The 23,081-nt window shown below is 55.2% G+C and carries 19 protein-coding genes and 5 tRNA genes; 20 read left to right on the plus strand and 4 right to left on the minus strand.

The genetic code is table 11. The annotated features are described in order from the left end of the window. Positions 1-174 precede the first annotated feature (174 nt). Genes ACEPPP_RS13370 through hemA form a run of 4 tightly spaced genes read right to left on the minus strand, consistent with a single transcriptional unit; the run spans position 175 to position 3,860 of the window. The gene (locus ACEPPP_RS13370) at positions 175-597 is read right to left on the minus strand and encodes a Mov34/MPN/PAD-1 family protein (RefSeq protein ID WP_374087460.1); all 423 of its coding nucleotides are present in this window, start codon (positions 595-597) and stop codon (positions 175-177) included. Positions 598-652: 55 nt separating this feature from the next. Further along, positions 653-1,513: a peptide chain release factor N(5)-glutamine methyltransferase gene (gene prmC, locus ACEPPP_RS13375; RefSeq protein WP_374087462.1), complete on the minus strand. Its 861-nt coding sequence runs from the start codon at positions 1,511-1,513 to the stop codon at positions 653-655. Next, positions 1,513-2,604, minus strand: coding sequence for a peptide chain release factor 1 (gene prfA, locus ACEPPP_RS13380; protein WP_374087464.1), 1,092 nt, complete (start codon positions 2,602-2,604; stop codon positions 1,513-1,515). Before prfA ends, prmC begins: the two co-directional genes overlap by 1 nt. After that, positions 2,601-3,860, minus strand: coding sequence for a glutamyl-tRNA reductase (hemA, locus tag ACEPPP_RS13385; RefSeq protein WP_374087466.1), 1,260 nt, complete (start codon positions 3,858-3,860; stop codon positions 2,601-2,603). The genes prfA and hemA overlap by 4 nt, the downstream gene beginning before the upstream one ends. Positions 3,861-4,032: 172 nt before the next feature. Between hemA and ACEPPP_RS13390 the strand changes: the two genes are divergently transcribed. The 20 genes from ACEPPP_RS13390 (at position 4,033) to rpoC (ending at position 23,050) form a co-directional block, all read left to right on the plus strand. Continuing rightward, on the plus strand, positions 4,033-5,775 hold the full coding sequence (locus ACEPPP_RS13390; RefSeq protein ID WP_374087468.1) for a tetratricopeptide repeat protein: 1,743 nt from the start codon (positions 4,033-4,035) through the stop codon (positions 5,773-5,775). 22 nt (positions 5,776-5,797) lie between these two features. Beyond that, complete coding sequence (gene lolB / locus ACEPPP_RS13395; protein WP_374087473.1) at positions 5,798-6,427, plus strand: lipoprotein insertase outer membrane protein LolB; 630 nt, start codon at positions 5,798-5,800, stop codon at positions 6,425-6,427. Further along, positions 6,408-7,289, plus strand: coding sequence for a 4-(cytidine 5'-diphospho)-2-C-methyl-D-erythritol kinase (gene ispE, locus ACEPPP_RS13400; RefSeq protein ID WP_374087476.1), 882 nt, complete (start codon positions 6,408-6,410; stop codon positions 7,287-7,289). The genes lolB and ispE overlap by 20 nt, the downstream gene beginning before the upstream one ends. A 5-nt stretch (positions 7,290-7,294) precedes the next feature. Then, positions 7,295-7,369, plus strand: a tRNA-Gln gene (locus ACEPPP_RS13405). 55 nt (positions 7,370-7,424) lie between these two features. Then, positions 7,425-8,363 carry a ribose-phosphate diphosphokinase gene (locus ACEPPP_RS13410; protein WP_374090924.1) on the plus strand — a complete coding sequence of 313 codons (939 nt, stop codon included), beginning with the start codon at positions 7,425-7,427 and terminating at the stop codon, positions 8,361-8,363. A gap of 43 nt (positions 8,364-8,406) precedes the next feature. Further along, positions 8,407-9,009, plus strand: a complete 603-nt coding sequence (locus tag ACEPPP_RS13415; protein ID WP_374087478.1) for a 50S ribosomal protein L25/general stress protein Ctc — start codon at positions 8,407-8,409, stop codon at positions 9,007-9,009. 6 nt (positions 9,010-9,015) lie between these two features. Continuing rightward, on the plus strand, positions 9,016-9,582 hold the full coding sequence (pth, locus tag ACEPPP_RS13420; protein WP_374087480.1) for an aminoacyl-tRNA hydrolase: 567 nt from the start codon (positions 9,016-9,018) through the stop codon (positions 9,580-9,582). Between the two features lie 83 nt (positions 9,583-9,665). After that, positions 9,666-9,750 (plus strand) — tRNA-Tyr (locus tag ACEPPP_RS13425). Between the two features lie 15 nt (positions 9,751-9,765). Next, positions 9,766-9,839: transfer RNA gene (locus ACEPPP_RS13430), tRNA-Gly, on the plus strand. A gap of 19 nt (positions 9,840-9,858) precedes the next feature. Next, a tRNA-Thr gene (locus tag ACEPPP_RS13435) sits at positions 9,859-9,934 on the plus strand. Positions 9,935-9,965: 31 nt separating this feature from the next. Then, positions 9,966-11,156 (plus strand): elongation factor Tu, encoded by a 1,191-nt coding sequence (tuf, locus tag ACEPPP_RS13440; protein WP_374087481.1) that lies wholly within the window; start codon positions 9,966-9,968, stop codon positions 11,154-11,156. A gap of 45 nt (positions 11,157-11,201) precedes the next feature. Continuing rightward, positions 11,202-11,277: transfer RNA gene (locus ACEPPP_RS13445), tRNA-Trp, on the plus strand. Between the two features lie 43 nt (positions 11,278-11,320). Then, on the plus strand, positions 11,321-11,701 hold the full coding sequence (gene secE, locus ACEPPP_RS13450; protein ID WP_374087482.1) for a preprotein translocase subunit SecE: 381 nt from the start codon (positions 11,321-11,323) through the stop codon (positions 11,699-11,701). Between the two features lie 4 nt (positions 11,702-11,705). Continuing rightward, positions 11,706-12,239, plus strand: coding sequence for a transcription termination/antitermination protein NusG (gene nusG, locus ACEPPP_RS13455; protein ID WP_374087484.1), 534 nt, complete (start codon positions 11,706-11,708; stop codon positions 12,237-12,239). Between the two features lie 100 nt (positions 12,240-12,339). Beyond that, a complete protein-coding gene (rplK, locus tag ACEPPP_RS13460) occupies positions 12,340-12,771 on the plus strand; it encodes a 50S ribosomal protein L11 (protein WP_005373988.1) in 432 nt (143 codons plus the stop codon). Further along, complete coding sequence (gene rplA / locus ACEPPP_RS13465) at positions 12,771-13,466, plus strand: 50S ribosomal protein L1 (protein ID WP_374087486.1); 696 nt, start codon at positions 12,771-12,773, stop codon at positions 13,464-13,466. Before rplK ends, rplA begins: the two co-directional genes overlap by 1 nt. Positions 13,467-13,654: 188 nt before the next feature. Continuing rightward, on the plus strand, positions 13,655-14,149 hold the full coding sequence (gene rplJ / locus ACEPPP_RS13470) for a 50S ribosomal protein L10 (RefSeq protein ID WP_374087487.1): 495 nt from the start codon (positions 13,655-13,657) through the stop codon (positions 14,147-14,149). A gap of 45 nt (positions 14,150-14,194) precedes the next feature. Beyond that, complete coding sequence (gene rplL, locus ACEPPP_RS13475) at positions 14,195-14,566, plus strand: 50S ribosomal protein L7/L12 (RefSeq protein ID WP_374087489.1); 372 nt, start codon at positions 14,195-14,197, stop codon at positions 14,564-14,566. Between the two features lie 126 nt (positions 14,567-14,692). Beyond that, on the plus strand, positions 14,693-18,769 hold the full coding sequence (gene rpoB, locus ACEPPP_RS13480; protein WP_374087491.1) for a DNA-directed RNA polymerase subunit beta: 4,077 nt from the start codon (positions 14,693-14,695) through the stop codon (positions 18,767-18,769). Positions 18,770-18,844: 75 nt separating this feature from the next. Beyond that, positions 18,845-23,050 (plus strand): DNA-directed RNA polymerase subunit beta', encoded by a 4,206-nt coding sequence (gene rpoC / locus ACEPPP_RS13485; protein ID WP_374087493.1) that lies wholly within the window; start codon positions 18,845-18,847, stop codon positions 23,048-23,050. Positions 23,051-23,081 lie beyond the last annotated feature (31 nt).

The raw sequence follows: 23,081 nt of genomic DNA on the forward strand, positions 1-23,081 counted from the left end.
CGAACGCAATGAAAGGGTAATAGGAGGAGGGAGAAGATTGGAGGTGGGGATAAAAGGGCAAGGCTGGGGGGTAGCCGGCGTGCCTTCAAGGACGCTTCTCTGCTTCAACTGTCGACATGGGGTTCGTGATGAACAGGGTGAAGAATAAAACGAGCTTTTACTTGGGGATAGGCTTTAGTTTTCGCTTAACAGCAAGGCGATTTCTGCCGCTTTTCCGCCGGCGATTTTAAAGCCGCGCATTTCGAGTATGCCTTTGGTATTCAACGAAATGATCAAATACAAGGCTTCGGGGTAAGCTGACTCTTCAAGGTCGGTCTGCGAGGGAAGCGCGGGGGCGGTCGGGTGGGAATGGTAGATCGCGAACAGTTGTTCGCCCTGGTCGCGCATCGCGGCCATCGCGGCGATTTGCTGTTTGGCGTCGAGCAGAAAGAGGCGGTCGGGGTGTTCGGAAACATTAGAGACCGGATAGCAGGACGTCGGCATGCCGTCTTTGCCGCCGACCAGACCGCAAATTTCGGCATCGGGGGAGATTTGCGCAAGGTGCAGGAGTTGCTGGGCGAGTTTGCGAGGGATATGGATTTCTTCTTGTTCGAACATGGTGGTTTCGGGCTAAAAGGGAAAGGCGAAATCAACGGGACTTCGGGGAAAGACTTCAGCCTTGAGTCTTACGATTCTCTGCATTTCTTCCATAGGTTGCCCGAGGCTGACCGGACAAATCTTTATAGGTTTGCACGCTATCATAACCCAAATCGCGGAAAATCGATTGCGCGGCCTGCTCCTGGTCGTAACCGTGCTCGATCAATAGATGGCCGCCGGTTTTCAGGTAGCCGCGGGCATCGCCTGCGATCGTGCGAATGTCGGCAAGCCCCTGCTGCGGCGCGGTCAGCGCGGTCCTGGGTTCGAAGCGCACATCGCCCCGGTCGAGGTGGTCGTCGTTTTCGGCGATGTAAGGCGGATTGCTGATCACCAGGTCGAATTTTTCCTTCGGTGCCGAGGCAAACCAGTTGCTGTGCAGGAAGCGAATAGGCTCCGCGGCGTGTGCGGCGGCATTGTGTCTGGCGACCTCCAGCGCGGCCAGGCTCAAATCGGTTGCGGTCACTTCGGCTTGCGGCAATTCCTTGGCCAGGGTGATCGCGATGATGCCGGAGCCGGTGCCGAGATCGATGATTTTTACCGGTTGGTCTTTCGGGAGCAGGGATAGGCTGATTTCGATCAACAGTTCGGTCTCGGGACGCGGAATCAGCACGTCGGGCGTGACTTGGAAATCGCGTGACCAGAATTCGCGGCGGCCGGTCAGGTAGGCGACCGGCATGCCTTGTCGGCGCTGTTGCAGCAGGGTCTGAAAATGCAGGGTCCGCTCCGCCTCGGGCACCCGGTCCGGCCAGGCGCGCAGATGCGAGCGCGGCTTGTCGAGCGCCAGACAGAGCAGGATTTCCGCATCGAGCGCGGCCGAGTCGGAGCTGTCGGAAAGGATCGTTGCAGCCTCCCTGAGCAGCGTCGCTATGGTGGTCATCAGGCTGAGTCTTCGCCGAGTTGGGTCAAGAGTTCCGCCTGATGCTCGTTGATCAACGGGCCGACGACTTGTTCGAGGCCGCCTTCCATGATGTCTTCGAGTTTGTAAAGGGTCAGGTTGATCCGGTGATCGGTCAGTCGCCCTTGCGGATAGTTGTAGGTGCGGATGCGCTCGGAGCGGTCGCCGGAGCCGACCTGCAATTTGCGGGCTTTGGCCTGTTCGGAACTTTGCTTTTCCTGTTCTGCGGCGAGCAGCCGCGATTGCAGGAGCGACATCGCGCGGGCGCGGTTCTTGTGCTGCGAGCGTTCGTCCTGGCACTCGACCACGACCCCGGTCGGAATATGGGTAATCCGGATTGCCGATTCGGTCTTGTTCACGTGCTGGCCGCCGGCGCCCGAGGAGCGGTAGGTATCGATCCGCAGATCGGCCGGATTGATGTCGATCGCATCGACTTCATCGATTTCGGGCATGATCGCGACCGTGCAGGCCGAGGTATGGATGCGGCCTTGCGATTCGGTTTCGGGTACGCGCTGCACCCGGTGCGTGCCGGATTCGAACTTCAGTTGCGAATACACGTCGCGGCCGGAGACGCGGAGAATGATTTCCTTGTAACCGCCGTGATCGCCGGGGTTTTCGCTGATCACTTCGGTTTGCCAGCCCTTGCGTTCGGCATAGCGCTGATACATCCGGGACAGGTCGCCGGAAAAGATCGCCGCCTCGTCGCCGCCGGTGCCGGCGCGGATTTCCAAAAAGATGTTGCGGTTGTCGTTCGGGTCCTTTGGCAGCAAGAGGATTTGCAGCTCGTGATCCAGGGTGTCGATCAGCGTATCGGCGTCGCGGATTTCCTCGCGCGCCAGTTCACGCAGTTCCGGGTCGCTGTCATTGGCCATGTCCTGGGCGGCCTGGCGCTGCGCCTGGGCTTGTTCATAACGCCGGAAGCAATCGACCAAGGGGCCGATTTGCGCGTATTCCTGGCTCAACGAGCGCTGCTGCTTCTGATTGTTTTGAACTTCGGGTTGGGAGAGGAGGGCGGCGATTTCTTCGTAACGTTCGCTTAGATTTTCCAGCTTGAGTTTGATGGAGTCTTTCATTGAGTATGTTTTAATTTCAGAATTTCGCGGGCCGCGGCGACCAGGTCGTGTCTTTCGTTTTCGGCGGCGGCTCTGATTTGTGCGCTCGGTGTGTGAATCAGCTTGTTAGTCAAACTGTGGGCCAGCCGGTTCAATGCATCCTCCGGCGGCGTGCCATTTTTTAACATGGCGAGCGCTTTTTGCAAAGCTTCATTTCTGATTTGTTCAGCTTGCTGGCGATAGTCCTGGATCGTCGTCTGCGCACCTTGCGCGCGCAGCCAGGCCAGAAAATGGCCGACCTGGGTGTCGATGATTTCTTCGGCTTGCTCGGCGGCCTGGCGGCGCGAGTTCATGTTTTGATCGATCGTATTTTTCAGGTCGTCGACGGTATAAAGGTAAACGTCGCGGAGGTGTTCGACTTCCGCTTCGATGTCGCGCGGCACGGCCAGGTCGACCATGAACATCGGCTTGTGTTTGCGTTTTTTCAGCGCGCTCTCGACACGGCCCTTGCCGAGAATCGGCAACTGGCTGGCGGTCGAGGAGATCACGATATCGGCTTCTTCCAGATGGTTCGGTAGTTCCGAAAGCGCGATCGCATAACCGTTGAATTGCATCGCCAACGTATGCGCCTTATCATAAGTGCGGTTCGCGATGATCAGGCGGCCGATGCCTTGCTGTGTCAGGTGGCGGGCGGTCAGTTCAATCGTTTCGCCAGCGCCGATCAACAGCGCGGTTTGATCGCTGAGCTTGTCGAAAATCTGCTGCGCCATCTGCACCGCGGCAAAGGCGACCGAAACCGGACTCGAACCGATTGCGGTGTCGGTGCGGACTTTTTTCGCGGCGGTAAACGTCGATTGAAACAGTTTGCCGAGTTGTTTGCCGATCGTGCCGGCTTCCAGGGCGGCCTGATAAGCCGTTTTCATTTGCCCGAGAATTTGCGGTTCGCCGAGGATCATCGAGTCCAGGCCGCTGGCGACGCGGAACATGTGCCGGATCAGCGCGGTGTCGGTGTGGCAGTATAAATACGGCGCGAAGTCGGCGGGCTGGAGATTTCGGCTGCTGGCGACCCAATCGATCAAAATCTGCTGATCGGGCAAATCGGTCGTGCAATAAAACTCGGTGCGGTTGCAGGTGGACAGGATCGCCGCTTCGCTGATTTCCTTGATGCGACCCAGTTCCTGCAAGGCCGACTCCAGCATGTCGGCGGGAAAAGCCAAGCGTTCGCGGACCGCGAGCGGTGCGGTATTGTAGTTGAGTCCTACGGCAAGAAGAGTCATGGTTTTATTCGATAATTTCAAACGGCGGCTGCCGGATTGATCTTTACGTTCATTCGAGTGTCTATGTCGGCGGGCGTGCGCATTTAACTTGAGCCGAAAGGAATAAATTTAGATGCGTGAATCATCCGATTTTCCTTATAATCTTAGGTCAGACGAATTATAGGATGTTTTTGTGTTAATTTTTAGATTGTTTGCGGTGTTAGCCCCTATTGTACTCAATGGTTGCGCCAGCTCGCCAGAAAAACAGCAAGAGCCTCTTACGCCGGCGGCTTCCGCGCCATCAATCAAAAAAGAGCTCCCCAAAGGCACAGAAGCGAAAACAGAAATCGACCAGGACGTGCTATTCATGCTGATGTCGGCGGAGATTGCCGGTCAGCGTGGCCAGTACGAGCTGGCCTATGAGGGATATATCGAAGCGGCCAAGCGGGTCAAGGATCCGAAGCCTGCCGAAAGGGCGGCGATGATCGCCATGTATTTAAAGGATGCGAAAAAGCTAAAAAAGTCGCTGGCGCTCTGGTTGAAAAAGGAGCCGCAGAATGTTACCGCGAGAAAGCTTGCGGTATTGGCCAGTCTGAAGGATGGCGATAAGCAAAAGACGCTGGAACATCTGGCGGTGATTCTTGACAGCGATCCGGCCGGCTTCGAGAGCACGGTGCTGGAACTTGCGAATGCGCTGCAAGGCGAAGGCAAGTTGCAGGACGTCTACGACGCGTTGGAGGCCTTGTCAGCCAAAAGGCCGAATCAGGCGGTCGTTCATTATCTCCAGGGCATCATCGCGATGCAGATGAAAAATCAGGCTCTCGCCGAAAAGCAGATCGGGGAGGCGTTGAGGCTTCAGCCGGAGTGGGATAAGGCCCTGGTCTTTCAGGCCCAAATCGCGTTAATGTCCGGTGATTTGCCGAAAGCGATCGAGGTTTTGCGCAACGTCCACCTGAAATATCCGGACAATCAAAAGATCGGCAAAATGCTGGCGCAGCTTTTGATCAAGTCCGACGGCTACGATGAAGCGGCCAAGGTTTATCAAGGGCTGGTTGAAAAGGATCCGAAGGATTTTGAAAGTTTGCTCGCCTTGGCGCTGGTGGATATGCAGTTGGGCCGGGAGAAGGAAGCCGAAGAGAGTTTGAAGAAGCTGCTGGAGCAGGATGAATGGCGCGAGCAGGCGCGGTTTTATCTCGGCAAGCTGGAAGAAAAACGCGATAACATTAAAAAGGCACTGAACTGGTATGACCAGGTCAGAGAGGAGCCCTTCAGCTTCGAGGCGGGCATCGCGGCGGTCAATCTGCTCGCGCATAACAAGCAGTATGACGAAGCGGTTGAGCGCTTGCAGACGATGCAGGACAGTTTTCCGAAGGAAAAGCTCCGCATTACGCTGATGAAGGCGGAATTGTTGAATCAGCAGAAGCATTATCAAGAGGCTTATGATGTGCTGACGGCGGCTCTCGTCGAACAACCGGACAGCAAGGAGCTGCTCTATACCCGCGCCTTGATCGCCGAGCGGATCGGCAAGCTGGATGTACTGGAGTCCGATCTGAAAAAAATCCTCGCGCAATATCCGGATAACGCGGAAGCGCTCAATGCACTGGGCTATACCTTGCTGGGTTTTCCTTCGCGCCTGGGTGAGGCCGAGACTTATTTGCAGCAGGCTTTGAAGTTGCAGCCTGATGAGCCGGTCATTCTGGATAGCTACGGCTGGCTTTTGTTCAAGCAGGGCAAGGCCGAAAAAGCGCTGGAATATCTTGAGCGGGCCTACGCCAAGCAGAAGGAAAACGAGATCGCGGCGCATATTGCCGAGGTGCTTTGGTCATTGGGCAGAAAGGACGAGGCGAGAAAGTTGTTCGACAAGGCGTTCAAAGCGGCGCCGGAGGACGAATATTTACTCGATTTCAAGCAAAGAATTTTGAACGGTGCTGAATAAGTCGCCTGATCGCCTAAAATTGATGATGATGAACCAAATCGAGGGTCGATACGGCGGGGCGCGAAAGCAGGCGGCAGGGCTACTTTGCGCGGCATTGGCGGCTTCGCTGTCGGCCTGTACATTATTTAGGCCCGCTCCGCCCGAAATCTCCTATACAAGAACGGCAAATGAGGCCTTGTATCGTCTGGAGCCGTGGTCATTGGAGGGCCGGGTTGCGCTGACCGGCGAACGCGACTCTTGGACCGCCGATCTGGCTTGGGCGCATCAGCAGGGTGACGAACAAATCAAGTTGTCGGGGCCGCTCGGGCAAGGCGCGGTGATGATTCATTTGGCCGGCAATTCAGTCACGGTGGCGCAGGGCGACGGCAAGGTGCAGTCGTCCGACGATCCCGAAACCTTCATCAATCAGCAATTGGGCATGTTTGTGCCGGTCACTTCGCTGCGCTACTGGGTGCTCGGTCTGCCGGAGCCTGAGCTGGATTTCGAGGATGTCGGCAGCGGTTTCAGACAGTCGGGCTGGACGGTCGCCTATCAGGCCATGCAGCCGGTGGGGCAATTACTGTTGCCGCGCAAAATGTCGGTCGCGAATGACCGCGTCAAATTAAAACTGATCATCGATCAATGGACACTCAATGACGGAAATGCGAAATAATCCGTCGGCATGGGCAGAGAAATGGCCCGCGCCGGCCAAACTGAATCTCATGTTGCGAATTACCGGGCGCCGCGATGACGGCTATCATCTGTTGCAGACGGTATTTCAGTTCATCGATTTGTGCGACTGGATCACTTTTCATCCGGTCGATGAAGACAGGGTGGGTCTCTATAATACGCTGCCAGGGGTGGCGGAGGCGGATGATTTGACGGTCAGGGCGGCGCAATTGCTGAAAGCGGAGACAGGCTATGCGCGTGGGGTCCGCATCGAGGTCGAAAAAAATCTGCCGATGGGCGGCGGGCTCGGCGGCGGCAGTTCCGATGCGGCAACGACCCTGGTGGCGCTGAATCATTTGTGGGGGCTGGGGCTGACGACCGAGCGCTTGATGCAGTTGGGCGTGCGCTTGGGCGCCGATGTGCCGGTTTTTGTTTTCGGGCAGGCGGCCTGGGGAGAGGGTGTCGGTGAGCAATTGCAGGCGATTAATGTGCCCGAATGCTGGACTGTCGTGATCCGTCCCGACTGTCATGTGAACACCGGAGAAATTTTTTCTGATAAAGGCTTGACACGTGACAGCAAATCGATCAGAATAGTCGACTTTACAGCCGGTCAGCATCAAAATGATTGTCTTGAGGTGGTGACGCGGCGGTACGGGGCAGTGAAAGATGCTCTGGGTGCTTTATCCGAATTTGCCGAAGGCAGGCTGACAGGGACGGGGGCTTGCGTATTTGCGCAGTTTGATTCGGAGCGGTCCGCGAGAAGCGCTTATCAAGCGCTGGCAGGCAAATGGCAATGCTACTTGGTCAGAGGGGTTAATCAATCTCCTTTGTATGCCAGGCTCGGGGCTATCAAGCATACTTCTTAAATTATTGGGCCGTCGCCAAGCGGTAAGGCACGGGGTTTTGATCCCCGCATACCAAGGTTCGAATCCTTGCGGCCCAGCCATTTTTCTGCATCAAGTCGAGTTCATTTTAGGAGTGAAAAAATGAATGAAGCCGCAATGATGGTGTTTTCTGGAAATGCCAATCTGGCTTTGTCAGAGGGTATCGTAAGAAAGCTCAATATGCGGCTCGGTTTGGCGAGCGTAGGTCGATTCAGTGATGGCGAGGTGGCTGTCGAAATCGGCGAAAACGTACGCGGTAAGGATGTTTTCGTCATCCAGCCAACCTGTTCGCCGAACAATGAAAACTTGATGGAATTGTTGGTGATGATCGATGCGCTGAAACGGGCGTCGGCATCGCGGATCACGGCGGTAATTCCTTATTACGGTTACGCCAGGCAGGATAGGCGGACCCGCTCGGCGCGGGTGCCGATCACGGCCAAGCTGGTCGCGAAGATGATCGAACAGGCCGGCGCGCATCGCTTGCTGACCGTCGATTTGCACGCCGATCAGATACAGGGGTTCTTCGATATTCCTGTAGACAATGTTTATGCGTCGCCGATTTTGTTGGGCGATGTTTGGCGGCAAAAATATCACCGGCTCATGGTGGTTTCGCCCGATGTTGGTGGTGTCGTAAGAGCGCGTGCGTTAGCCAAGAGGCTCGATGATGCGGACCTGGCGATCATCGACAAGCGTCGTCCGAAGGCCAATGTTTCGGAGGTGATGCACATCATCGGTGATGTCGAGGGGCGTAGTTGCGTGCTGGTTGACGATCTTGTCGATACGGCGGGTACCTTGTGTCATGCCGCGAAAGCATTGAAAGATCATGGCGCGATCAAGGTGGTTGCCTATTGTACGCATGCGGTGCTGTCCGGTGCGGCTATTTCGAATATAGAGCGCTCTGTGCTGGATGAGTTGGTGGTGACCGATACGATTCCTTTGCGTCCGGAAGCCGAGGCGCTCGGAAGAATCAGGCAGCTCAGCGTCGCCGAGATGCTGGCCGAGACGATCAGGCGGATCGCTGTCGGTGAATCGGTTAGTTCTCTGTATGTCGATTGATAGAATGATTTGTGCGCGTTGAAGCGCGGGGTTAAGAGATAAAATGTCTAACGTATTTGAATTTGTTGCTCAGGCTCGTGGGCAGTCAGGAAAAAACGCAGCAAGAAATGTGCGCCGTCAGGGTGATGTGCCGGCGGTAATATACGGTGGTCATCAAGATCCGCAAATGCTGGTTTTGAATCATAACGAAGTGATCAAGCATCTTGAGCATGAAGCGGTTTACTCTCATATTCTCGATGTGACGATCGACGGTAAGACCGAAAAAGCGGTTTTGAAAGGCGTTCAGCGCAATCCTGCAAAGTTTCAGGTCATGCATCTCGATTTCATGAGAGTCAGCATGTCCGAGGCGATCAAGGTGCATGTGCCTTTGCATTTCATCAATGAAAGCACTTCGGTCGGCGGCAAAAAAGGCGGCGTTGCCGCGCACTCTTTGGTTGATCTCGAAGTCGCGTGCTTGCCGGGTGCTTTGCCTGAGTTCATTGCGGTGGATTTGGCAAAGCTGGATATCGGCGAGTCGATCCATCTTTCGGATCTGGTATTGCCTGCGGGTGTCGAAGTCGTTGCATTGTCGCACGGTCCAGAACACGACTTGCCAGTGGTGTCGATGATGCCGGGCAAGGCGGGTCAAGAAGAGTCGGCTTCTTAAGAGAAAGTGATAAAGCTTATTGTTGGTTTGGGGAATCCAGGGCGACAATACGAAAAGACCCGGCACAACGCCGGGTTTTTGTTTGTGGATGCGCTCGCGCAAGATTGCGGTTCGTCGTTTGCACAGGCGTCCCGGTTTTTCGGTGAGGTTGCGGAGTGCAAGGTTGGAACCGAAAAGTTGTTGCTGCTGAAACCTGCGACCTTTATGAATCGCAGCGGTCAGGCGGTGAGTGCGCTGCTGAAGTATTATAAATTGCAACCGGAGCATTTGCTGGTTGTGCATGATGAGCTCGACTTCAATCCGGGTATCGTCAAGCTGAAGAAAGATGGTGGGCATGCCGGACATAATGGCTTGCGTGACATTATCGCCCATTTGGGAACGAAAGATTTTTATCGTTTAAGATTGGGGATAGGTCGGCCTCCGGCGGGAAGGGCGGTTGCCGATTTTGTATTGTCTTCGCCGTCCAGGCAGGAAGCGGATTCACTGGATGTTGCGATCAAAGCCGGCTTGGCTTTTGTGCCGCAGATGGTTGCGGGCGAGCTCGATGCGGCAATGAACAAGATTAATGCATAAACTGGAATTTTTAGATCATTTGCTTAAATCTTTTGTTGACAGAGAGATATAAATAAAAGATAATAAGCGACTAACTCGTTATCGGAGAGGTTCCCGAGCGGCCAAAGGGATCAGACTGTAAATCTGCCGGCTCTGCCTTCGGAGGTTCGAATCCTCCCCTCTCCACCAATTTTTTTGAGATCTGCGGGTGTAGTTCAATGGTAGAACTCCAGCCTTCCAAGCTGATCACGTGGGTTCGATTCCCATCACCCGCTCCAAAAAGAATTCTGTGATACCGCCCATATAGCTCAGTAGGTAGAGCACTTCCTTGGTAAGGAAGAGGTCACCGGTTCAAATCCGGTTATGGGCTCCAGAGATTTGTATGTTTTTAAAGGTTTATTCAGATGGCCAAAGAGAAATTTTCCCGTAGCAAGCCACACGTTAACGTCGGCACCATCGGACACGTTGACCACGGCAAGACCACATTGACCGCTGCCTTAACCAAGGTCATGGCGGAAATTCAAGGTGGTGAAGTCAAGGCGTTCGATCAGATTGACAATGCGCCTGAAGAGCGTGCGCGTGGTATCACGATCGCGACTTCGCACGTGGAATATCAATCGGCGACCCGGCACTATGCGCACGTTGATTGCCCGGGCCATGCTGACTACGTTAAAAACATGATTACCGGTGCGGCGCAAATGGACGGCGCGATCCTGGTTTGCTCTGCGGCAGACGGCCCGATGCCGCAAACCCGCGAGCACATCCTGCTGTCAAGACAGGTCGGTGTGCCTTACATCGTGGTATTCCTGAACAAGGCCGACATGGTTGACGACGCCGAGTTGATCGACCTGGTCGAGATGGAAATTCGCGAGCTGTTGGATCTGTACGAATTCCCGGGCGACGACACTCCGATCATCGTCGGTTCCGCGCTGAAAGCGCTGGAAGGTGATCAAAGCGAGCTGGGTGTTCCTTCGATCGTTAAGCTGGTCGAGGCGCTGGATTCATACATTCCGCTGCCGGAAAGAGCGGTCGATGGCGCTTTCTTGATGCCAATCGAAGACGTGTTCTCGATTTCCGGTCGTGGTACGGTGGTAACCGGTCGTGTCGAGCGCGGTATCATCAAAGTCGGTCAAGAAGTCGAGATCGTCGGTATCCGGCCGACCCTGACTACCACTTGCACCGGCGTCGAAATGTTCCGGAAGCTCTTGGATCAAGGCCAAGCCGGCGACAACGTCGGTATCCTGCTCCGCGGCACTAAGCGCGACGAAGTCGAGCGTGGCCAGGTTTTGGCGCAAAAAGGCACCATCAAGCCGCACAGCCACTTCAAGGCCGAAATTTACGTTTTGTCCAAGGAAGAAGGTGGCCGTCATACGCCATTCTTCAATGGCTACCGTCCTCAGTTCTATTTCAGAACGACCGACGTGACCGGTGCGGTGGATTTGCCGGAAGGCGTTGAAATGGTGATGCCGGGCGATAACATTGCGGTAGAAATCAAGCTGATTTCGCCGATCGCGATGGATGAAGGTTTGCGTTTTGCAATTCGCGAAGGCGGTCGCACGGTCGGTGCGGGTGTCGTGGCATCAATTATTGAATAATGATTGCAATTTAGTTACAATTAGCAGTTCTGTGGTTTTCGTAACAGGTCAGTAGCTCAATTGGTAGAGCAGCGGTCTCCAAAACCGCAGGTTGGGGGTTCGAGACCCTCCTGGCCTGCCATTTACGAATAACAACACAAGCATTTTTGCTGACTTTACAAGATATGAATACACAAGCTGAAGCGCAAACATCGATACTGGATATAGTCAAGCAAGTTTTTTCCGTGGTATTGGTGGTTGGCGGCATCGCTGCATTCTACTACTTTGCGGAACAGGTGCAGTTGATTTACCGAGTGCTCGGTTTGATCGTAATCGTGGCGGCGGTTCTGGGTATGATGGTAACGACCGATTTGGGTCGCTCCGTCTGGGCTTTCGTGCAAGAGTCGAAAGTCGAAGTCAGAAAAGTCGTCTGGCCAACGAAAGATGAGACCACGCGCACGACGATGCTGGTATTCGCGATGGTGACCGTCGTTTCATTGATTCTTTGGTTGCTGGATATGTTTCTTTTTTGGGGTGTGCGCCTGTTAACGGGCCAAGGCGGGTAATCAAATGGCATTGCGTTGGTATGTGGTGCATGCTTACTCCAATTACGAGAGTAAGGTCAAGCAAGCGCTCGAAGAAAGAATTAAAAGAGAAGGTTTGGAACAATATTTCGGCAAGATTCTGGTTCCGACCGAAGAAATCGTCGAAATGCGTCTGGGTCAACAGCGGAAAAGCGAGAGAAAGTTTTTTCCGGGCTATGTGTTGGTGCAAATGGAATTGACCGATGAAACCTGGCATTTGGTGCGCGACGTACCGAGAGTCCTGGGCTTCATTGGCGGCACGTCGGATCGGCCGGCGCCGATTTCCGAGAAGGAAGCGATGGCCATCCTGAATCGGGTCGAGGAGGGCATCAACAAGCCAAGGCCTAAGATATTGTTCGAAGTCGGCGAAGTGATTCGCATCATCGATGGGCCGTTCAAGGATTTCAACGGTGTGGTCGAAGAAGTCAATTATGAAAAAAGTAAATTGAAATTGTCGGTTTTGATTTTTGGACGGTCGACCTCGGTAGAGCTGAGCTTCAATCAAGTCGAAAAAAGCTGAACGATTACAATTTATCCTAATCTGAGTCCCTGTCTGCATAAGACGGGGATTTTTATGTCTGGGGGAGCAGAAATGCGTTTGCACCCAATTTGGAGTAACAATGGCTAAAAAAATTACAGCATACATCAAACTGCAAGTCAAAGCAGGTGAAGCGAACCCAAGCCCGCCGGTCGGTCCGGCTCTGGGTCAGCGCGGCGTCAACATCATGGAGTTTTGTAAAGCATTCAATGCCAAGACCCAGGATGTCGAAAAAGGCCTGCCTTTGCCTGTCGTGATCACTGTCTACAGTGACCGCAGTTTCACCTTCATCACCAAGACCCCGCCGGCGACGATCCTGCTGAAGAAAGCCAGCGGCATCAAGAGCGGTAGCAGCAATCCGAACACCAAGAAGGTCGGCACCGTCACGCGTGCGCAATTGGAAGAAATTGCGAAGACCAAGATGGAAGATTTGAATGCGGCGGATCTGGAAGCCGCTGTCAAAACGATTGCCGGCAGCGCGCGCAGCATGGGCTTGAACGTGGAGGGCTTATAATGGCCAAATTATCTAAAAAAGCAAAACTGATTAAAAGCAAGGTCGAAAGAACCAAGCAATATTCGATCACGGAAGCCGTTGCCTTGCTGAAGGAACTGGGTACCGCGAAATTCAGCGAATCGATCGATGTCAGCGTGAATCTGGGGGTCGATCCGCGTAAATCCGATCAAAACGTCAGAGGCGCGACCGTGTTGCCGAACGGCACCGGTAAGAGTGTGCGCGTTGCCGTATTTGCACAAGGCCCGAATGCGGATGCGGCCAGAGCGGCCGGCGCCGATATCGTCGGTATGGATGACCTCGGCGATCAAGTCAAAAAAGGCGAATTGAATTTCGACGTGGTGATCGCGTCTCCCGATGCGATGCGTGTCGTCGGTCAGTTGGGCCAGATCCTGGGTCCGCGCGGTCTGATGCCGAACCCGAAAGTCGGCACCGTGACGCCCGATGTTGCGACCGCGGTCAAGAATGCGAAATCCGGTCAGGTGCGTTACCGTACCGACAAAGCCGGCATCATCCATTGCACGCTCGGCAAGATCAGCTTCGATGCGGCCGCGATTCAGGGCAACCTGGAAGCGTTGCTGGCGGATCTGAGAAAAGCCAAACCCGCCACTTCAAAAGGTATTTACATCAAGAAGATTACCTTGTCGTCAACGATGGGTCCTGGCCTGTGGCTGGACCAGAACAGTCTTTCAAGCTAAGACTGGCAAGACTTTGGGTTGCCGGTAACGACGGCAACCGTCAAAGACCGCAGGTGTTGCAATAACTTAATTTCCTGCGCAGACGGAAGCTGGAACCTAACAAACTGGGGAAAGGGACCGTAAGGTGCATCCTGAAGGATGCGTTTCATCATGCTGGAATATATCCAGCAACTTACCGGAGGTAGGCTGTGGCACTAAATTTAGACGGCAAAAAAGCTGTTGTCGAAGAAGTCGCTGTATATGCCGCTAAAGCGTTTTCTGCCGTCGCTGCAGAATATCGTGGTTTGAGCGTAACGGAACTGACCGAATTACGTAAAACCGCGAGAGAGACGGGCGTATATCTGCGAGTGGTCAAAAACACCCTGGCAAGACGCGCTGTTGCCGGAACCGAATTCGAATGCATGCAATCAGGACTGGTCGGTCCGTTGCTGTTGGCATTCTCGATGGAAGATCCAGGTTCGGCAGGGCGATTGATTCATGATTTTGCCAAAACGCATGACAAGTTGGTAACTAAAGTCGTGGCAATCGGCGGTCAGGCTTATGGCCCGGCCGAATTGGCGCGCCTGGCGAGCTTGCCGACACGCGATCAAGGTATCGCCATGCTGATGTCTGTGATGAAGGCGCCGGTGGGCAAATTGGCCCGCACTTTGGCAGCCGTCAGAGACCAGAAAGAAGCGGCATAAGCTTGAGTCAACCAGTTTAAAACATATTTTTAGAGGTATATTAAGATGGCAGTATCAAAAGAAGACATCCTGGAAGCGGTTGCGAACATGACCGTGATGGAAATCGTTGATTTGATTTCAGCGATGGAAGAAAAATTCGGCGTTACCGCAGCGGTTGCAGTAGCGGCACCAGCGGCAGGTGCTGCGGTAGCAGCAGTTGAAGAACAAACCGAATTCGATGTCATCTTGACCGGCTTCGGCGAAAACAAAGTCGGCGTCATTAAAGCGGTTCGCGGCATCACCGGTCTGGGCTTGAAAGAAGCGAAAGACGCGGTAGAAGGCGTACCGACTACTTTGAAAGAAGGCGTATCGAAAGCCGAAGCGGAAGAGTTCAAAAAGCAATTGCTGGAAGCTGGCGCAACCGTCGATATCAAATAATTGCATTTGATCAAATCCGGCGCAAGCCAAATGAGTACGGCTGGTGGTAGAATTATCACCGGCCTTTTACTGTTTCCAGTCGAAAAACAGTAAAAACAGTCCATGACGAAAAGGTTTGGAATCGATATGTCCTACTCTTTTACCGAAAAAAAGCGTATCCGTAACAACTTTGGCAAAAGTACTGAAGTACTTGATGTGCCATATCTCTTAGCCACCCAGATTAATTCTTACGCCAGCTTCCTGCAATCCGGCGTTTCTCCCCACAAACGCGCCAACATCGGCCTGCATGCGGCCTTTTCCAGCGTATTTCCGATTGAAAGCCACTCCGGTTATGCCGTGCTGGAATATGTCAGCTATCGCCTGGGCGAGCCCGTATTCGACGTGCGTGAGTGTCAGCAACGCGGTGCAACGTTTGCGGCGCCGTTAAGAGTTCTGGTTCGGCTGGTCATCTATGACAAGGATGCGCCGGCAACGGCAAAAGTAGTCAAGGACATCCGTGAACAGGAAGTTTACATGGGCGAACTTCCCTTAATGACCGAAAACGGAACGTTCGTGATCAACGGCACCGAGCGGGTCATCGTATCGCAATTGCACCGCTCTCCCGGCGTATTCTTCGATCACGACAAGGGCAAGACGCACTCGTCAGGCAAACTGCTGTTCAATGCGCGCATCATTCCTTACCGCGGCTCCTGGCTGGATTTCGAGTTCGACCATAAGGATTGCGTCTATGTGCGGATAGACCGCCGCCGTAAAATCCCGGCGACCATATTGCTCCGCGCGCTGGGCATGGACAACGAAGAAATCATCAAGATTTTCTTCGAAACCAACAAATTCACGATCAGTGCCGACGAGGTACTGTTCCACATCGTGCCCGAGCGGATGCGCGGCGAAATTGCCGCCTTCGACATCAAGCACGAAGACAAGGTGATCGTCGAGGAAGGCCGCCGGATCACCAGCAAGCATATCCGGCAAATGCTCGCGGCCGGTTTGACCCAGGTCGCGGTGCCGAGAGACTATCTGGTCGGCAAGATTCTTGCGAACAACATCATCGATCAATCGACCGGCGAATTGCTGGCCAGCGTCAATGACGAGATCACGATCCCTGCGATCGAGCGCTTCATCGAAAACGGCATCAGGGAAATCGATACGCTGTTCGTGAACGACCTGGACAGAGGTCCCTATATCTCGAATGCGATGCGTCTGGACGTGACCACCAACCAGATGGAAGCGCTGGTCGAAATTTACCGGATGATGCGTCCGGGCGAGCCGCCGACCAAGGAATCGGCCGAAAACCTGTTCCAGAATCTGTTTTTCACCGACGAACGCTACGATCTGTCGACCGTCGGCCGGATGAAATTCAATCGCCGTCTGGGCCGCACCGAGATCGTCGGTCCCGGCACGCTGAACAGCGAAGACATCATCGATGTATTGAAAGAGCTGATCGACATTCGTAACGGCAACGGCAACGTCGACGACATCGACCACCTGGGCAACCGCCGGGTGCGTTCGGTCGGCGAAATGATCGAAAACCAGTTCCGCGTCGGTCTGGTGCGCGTCGAACGCGCGGTCAAGGAGCGTTTGACCTTGGCCGATTCCGAAGGCTTGATGCCGCAGGAAATCATCAATGCGAAGCCGGTATCGGCCGCCGTGAAGGAATTCTTCGGTTCGAGCCAGTTGTCGCAGTTCATGGACCAAAACAATCCGCTGTCGCAGGTGACCCACAAGCGCCGGGTTTCGGCCTTGGGACCGGGCGGTTTGGCGCGCGAACGTGCAGGTTTCGAAGTGCGCGACGTGCATACGACCCACTACGGCCGCGTCTGCCCGATCGAGACGCCGGAAGGTCCGAACATCGGTCTGATCAACTCGCTGTCGGTATACGCGCGCACCAACGAATACGGCTTCCTCGAAACGCCTTATCGGAAGGTGGTCGACGGTAAGGTGACCGATCAGGTCGACTACCTGTCCGCGATCGAAGAAGGCGAGTTCGTGATCGCGCAGGCCAGTGTGCCGGTCGATGAAAACGGCAAGCTGATCGAAGGCTTGGTGTCCTGCCGCCATAAGGACGAGTTTACCCTGGCGATGTCCGACACAGTGCAATACATGGACGTGTCGTCGAAGCAGATCGTTTCGGTCGCGGCTTCGATCATTCCGTTCCTCGAACATGACGACGCGAACCGCGCGTTGATGGGATCGAACATGCAGCGTCAGGCCGTCCCGACCTTGCGCGCCGAGAAGCCGCTGGTCGGCACCGGCATGGAGCGGACCGTCGCGAAAGACTCCGGCGTTGCGGTCGTCGCGACCCGCGGCGGCAGCATCGAAGCGGTCGACGCGGCAAGAATCGTGGTGCGGGTCAATGACACCGAAACCGAAACCGGCGCGCCGGGCGTCGATATTTACAATCTGACCAAATACACGCGTTCGAACCAGAACACCTGTATCAACCAGAAACCGCTGGTCAAGCCGGGCGACATCGTGAGAGCCGGCGACATCCTGGCCGACGGTCCATCGACCGATTTGGGCGAATTGGCGCTGGGTCAGAACATGCTGGTCGCGTTCATGCCGTGGAACGGTTACAACTTCGAGGACTCGATCCTGGTGTCCGAGCGCGTCGTCAAGGAAGACCGCTTTACTACGATCCATATCGAAGAAAAGACCTGCGTCGCGCGCGACACCAAGCACAGTCCCGAAGAAATTACCGCCGATATTCCGAACGTCAGCGAAGAAGCGTTGTCGAAACTGGATGAGTCCGGCATCGTCTACGTCGGCGCGGAAGTGAAGCCGGGCGATATCCTGGTCGGCAAGGTCACGCCGAAAGGCGAGACCCAACTGACCCCGGAAGAAAAATTGCTGCGTGCGATCTTCGGCGAGAAAGCGGCGGATGTGAAGGATACTTCGCTGCGCGTACCGAGCAGTATCGAAGGCACGGTCATCGACGTACAGGTCTTTACCCGCGACGGCGTGAAGAAAGATAAGCGCGCGCTCGAGATCGAGGACGCGGAAATCAAGCGCTACCGCAAGGATCTGGACGATCAGTTGAAGATCCTCGAAGGCGATATTTATGCGCGCATCGCGAAGCTGATCATCGGCAAGGTCGCGCAGTCGGGCCCTGGGCATCTGAAAACCGGCACCGAAGTGACCGAAGACTATCTGGCCGGCGTGAAGCAATCGGATTGGTTGAAAATCCGGATGAAGGACGAAGACCTGAACGTGCACATCGAAACGGCGGCCGAGCAGATCGAACAGCAACGCAAGGCGTTCGATGAAAAATTCGAAACCAAGCGTAAGAAAATCACGATGGGCGACGATCTGCCGCCGGGCGTGTTGAAAATGGTCAAGGTCTACCTGGCGGTCAAACGGCGCATCCAGCCCGGCGACAAGATGGCGGGACGGCACGGAAACAAGGGGGTTATCTCGATGATCCGGCCGATCGAGGATATGCCTTATACCGCCGACGGCAACCCGGTCGATATCGTCTTGAATCCGCTCGGCGTACCGTCGCGGATGAACGTCGGTCAGGTTCTGGAGACGCACTTGGGCTGGGCCGCTAAGGGGCTCGGCATCAAGATCGGCAAGATGCTCGAAGCGAAAGCCAAGATCAACGAGATTCGCGAATACTTGGACAAGATTTACAACTCCAGCGGCCGCAGGGAAAATCTGGACTCCTTCTCGGATAAGGAAATTCTGGAATTGGCGCAAAATCTGATCGGCGGCGTGCCGATGGCGACGCCGGTATTCGACGGCGCGACCGAAGAGGATATTCGCACGATGTTGCGGCTGGCCGATTTGCCTGAACACGGACAAACGGTGCTGTACGACGGCTTGACCGGCGAGCGTTTCGAACGCGAAGTCACGGTCGGCTACATGTACATGCTGAAACTGAACCACTTGGTCGACGACAAGATGCATGCGAGATCGACCGGTCCGTACAGTCTGGTTACCCAGCAGCCGCTCGGCGGCAAGGCCCAGTTCGGCGGCCAGCGGTTCGGAGAAATGGAAGTCTGGGCTCTCGAAGCTTATGGTGCGGCTTATACGCTGCAGGAAATGCTGACGGTCAAGTCGGACGATGTCACCGGAAGAACCCGGATGTACAAAAACATCGTCGACGGCGATCACAAGATGGATGCCGGCATGCCGGAATCGTTCAACGTGTTGATCAAGGAAATCCGTTCGCTGGCGGTCAATATCGAGCTTGAACGCGACTAACAGCCAGCCTGCAAGTAAACGCTAGCCTGTCCTGGTGCAAGCCGGGACCTATTTAAATTTAAAGAGGATAAACTCTTGAAAGATTTAATGAATTTTTTGAAGCGCCAAGGCCGTGCCGAAGATTTCGACGGCATCCGCATTGGCTTGGCATCGCCCGACATGATCCGTGCCTGGTCGTATGGAGAAGTCAAAAAACCTGAAACGATCAATTACCGCACGTTCAAGCCGGAGCGTGACGGTCTGTTCTGCGCGAAGATTTTCGGGCCGGTCAGCGACTATGAATGCTTGTGCGGCAAATATAAAAGACTCAAACACCGCGGCGTGATCTGCGAAAAGTGCGGTGTCGAGGTGACCTTGTCGAAAGTGCGCCGCGAACGGATGGGCCACATCGAACTGGCCAGCCCGGTCGCACACATCTGGTTCTTGAAGTCGCTGCCGTCACGGATCGCCTTGCTGCTCGACATGACATTGCGCGAGATCGAGCGCGTGCTGTATTTCGAATCGTTCGTGGTGCTCGACCCCGGCTTGACGCCGTTGAACAAGGGGCAATTGCTGACCGACGACGAGTATCTCGATGCGGTCGAGATGCACGGCGATGATTTCGTCGCGAAAATGGGCGCCGAAGCGATCTACGACCTGTTGAAGGCGATCGACCTGAAAGAAGAGGTCAATCTGCTGCGCGAAGAAATCAACTCGACCAATTCCGAAACCAAGATCAAAAAATATTCGAAACGCCTGAAGGTGATCGATTCCTTGCTGAGCTCCAGAAACCGGCCGGAATGGATGATCCTCAAGGTATTGCCGGTGCTGCCGCCGGAGCTTCGTCCTCTGGTGCCGCTGGACGGCGGCCGCTTCGCGACCTCCGATTTGAACGATCTGTACCGCCGCGTGATCAACCGGAACAACCGGTTGAACCGCCTCCTGGATCTGAATGCGCCGGACATCATCGTGCGCAACGAAAAGCGCATGCTGCAGGAATCGGTCGATGCGCTGCTCGACAACGGCCGCCGCGGCCGCGCGATCACCGGCACCAACCGGCGTCCATTGAAATCGCTGGCCGACATGATCAAGGGCAAGCAGGGCCGTTTCCGGCAAAACCTGCTCGGCAAGCGCGTCGACTATTCCGGCCGTTCTGTCATCGTGGTCGGCCCCACCCTGCGCCTGCATCAGTGCGGCCTGCCGAAGAAGATGGCGCTGGAATTGTTCAAGCCGTTCATCTTCAGCAAGTTGCAGTTCCGCGGTCATGCGACCACGATCAAGGCAGCCAAGAAGATGGTCGAGCGCGAAGGCGCAGAGGTTTGGGATATTCTTGAGGAAGTGATCCGCGAGCATCCGATTCTGTTGAACCGGGCGCCGACTTTGCACCGACTGGGCATTCAGGCGTTCGAGCCGATTCTGATCGAAGGCAAGGCGATTCAATTGCATCCTCTGGTCTGTAGCGCGTTCAACGCGGACTTCGACGGCGACCAGATGGCGGTGCATATTCCGCTGTCGCTCGAAGCGCAGCTCGAAGCCAGAACGCTGATGATGGCGACCAACAACATCCTGTCGCCCGCTAACGGCGAGCCGGTGATCAACCCGTCGCAGGACGTGGTTTTGGGCTTGTATTATATCAGCCGGCAAAAGGTTAACGCGAAAGGCGAGGGCGGCATCTTCGTCAGCGTCGGTGAAGTTCAAAAGGCCTTGATGGAAAAAACGGTCGAATTGCAATCGAAGATTCAATTGCGTATCACCGAAAGAACCAAGGCGGAAAACGGCGACATCATCGAAAACACGCACCGTGTCGAAACGACGGTCGGCCGCGCGCTGATCTGGGACATCGTGCCTCAATTGATGCCGTTCGAATTGGTCAACTGCGATATGACCAAGAAGAATATCTCGCGCCTGATCAACTACTGCTACCGTTACTTGGGTAACAAGGATACGGTGGTTTTGGCTGACCAGTTGATGTATCTCGGTTTCCGTTATGCAACGATTTCCGGCGTGTCGTTCGGCGTCGAGGACATGGCGATTCCGGCGAAAAAAGTCGACATCATCAAGTCTGCGGAAGCCGAAGTCAGCGAGATCCAAAGCCAGTATTCCTCCGGTTTGGTTACCGACGGCGAACGTTATAACAAGGTCGTCGATATCTGGTCGCATGCGAACGATCAGGTCGCGAAGGTGATGATGGACGGTCTTGGGGAAGAAGCGGTCGAGAATGCCGAAGGTAAGCTGGTCAAGCAAAAATCGTTCAACTCGATCTTCATGATGGCCGAATCCGGCGCGCGGGGTTCCGCGGCGCAGATTCGTCAGTTGGCCGGGATGCGGGGCTTGATGGCGAAGCCGGACGGCTCGATCATCGAGACGCCGATCACCGCAAACTTCCGTGAAGGTCTGGACGTATTGCAATACTTCATCTCGACCCACGGCGCACGTAAAGGTTTGGCCGACACCGCGTTGAAGACCGCAAACTCCGGATATTTGACTCGCCGACTGGTCGATGTCGCACAGGATCTGGTGATTACCAGTGAAGACTGCGGTACCGAAAACGGCCTGATCATGACGCCGATCATCGAAGGCGGTGACGTCGTAGAACCGTTGTCCGAGCGCGTGCTCGGCCGAGTCGCGGCGAAAGATGTGCTGGATGCGGCCGGCGAAAACGTGGTCGTACCGGCTGGCACTTTATTGAACGAACACTGGGTCGGCGTGCTCGAAGAGCAAAGTATCGACCAGGTGTTGGTGCGTTCGATCATTACCTGCGAAAGCCGTTTCGGCGTCTGCGCGTCCTGTTATGGTCGCGACCTGGGCCGCGGCCATCGGGTCAATATCGGTGAGGCGGTCGGTGTGATCGCGGCGCAATCGATCGGCGAGCCGGGTACCCAGTTGACGATGCGGACCTTCCACATCGGCGGCGCGGCATCACGGTCGGCGGCGATCAGCAACGTACAGGTCAAATCGTCCGGTACGGTGCGGCTCAGCAACCTGAAATCGGTGAAGAACCGCGAGGGCAATCTGGTCGCGGTCTCGCGTTCCGGTGAAGTCGGTGTGGTCGATGATTACGGTCGTGAAAGAGAGCGTTACAAGATTCCTTACGGTGCGGTGCTGTCGGTACAAGAAGGCAGCCGGGTCAATACCGGCGATATCATCGTGACCTGGGATCCGCATACGCACCCGGTCATTACCGAGGTGGATGGTGTGGTCACGCTGGAGCATTTCAACGAAGGCATCACCGTGCAAAAAATCTCGGACGAAGTGACCGGCTTGAGCTCCTTGGTCGTGACCGATCCGAAGCAGCGCGGCAGCGCGGGCAGGGAATTGCGTCCGATGGTAAAACTGATCGGCGCGAACGGCGAGGCGATCTTCCTGCCGGGCACCGAAATTCCGGCGCAATACTTCCTGCCGGCCGGCGCGATCGTCGGCATCAAGGATGGCGGCGAAGTGAAGGTGGGTGACGTACTCGCGCGGATTCCGCAGGAATCCTCCAAGACGCGTGACATCACCGGCGGTCTGCCGCGCGTCGCGGACTTGTTCGAGGCGCGCAAGACCAAGGATCCGGCTATTCTGGCCGAAACCAGCGGTACCGTGTCTTTCGGCAAGGAGACCAAGGGCAAGCAGCGCGTGATCATTACCGATGCGGCCGGCGAGCAGGTGGAAACCCTGATTCCGAAGTGGCGTCATATCACCGTATTCGAAGGCGAATATGTCGAAAAGGGTGAAACGATCGCCGAAGGCGAATTGACGCCGCATGACATTTTGCGTCTGCGCGGCGTCGAAGAACTGGCGAACTATCTGGTCAAGGAAATTCAGGACGTTTACCGTCTGCAAGGCGTAAAGATCAACGACAAGCATATCGAGGCGATCATTCGCCAAATGCTGAGAAAGGTCGAGATTACCGCGTCCGGCGATACTACGATGCTGAAAGGCGACCAGGTCGAGCGCGCTGCCCTGCGCGAGGAAAACGACAAAATGGAAGCCGAAGGCAAGATTCCGGCCAGTTTTGAGCCGGTCTTGTTGGGTATCACCAAGGCGTCGCTGGCGACCGAGTCTTTCATTTCGGCCGCTTCGTTCCAGGAAACGACTCGCGTCTTGACCGATGCGGCGGTGCGCGGACTCAGCGACGGCTTGCAAGGCTTGAAGGAAAACGTAATCGTAGGCCGCCTGATTCCTGCCGGAACGGGTTTGGCTTATCACGAGAACCGGAAAAACCGGGCGGCTCAGTATCAGGTCGTCGAGTCCGAAGCGGCAACGACGGTCGATGCCGGCGATGTCGAGGAAGCACTGAAACAGGCATTAAATCTGTAAGTGCCGAGTTAAATTACAATTTTAAGAAAAA

It is taken from the genome of Methylomicrobium lacus (genome assembly GCF_041897535.1).
GTDB lineage: Bacteria > Pseudomonadota > Gammaproteobacteria > Methylococcales > Methylomonadaceae > Methylomicrobium > Methylomicrobium lacus_A.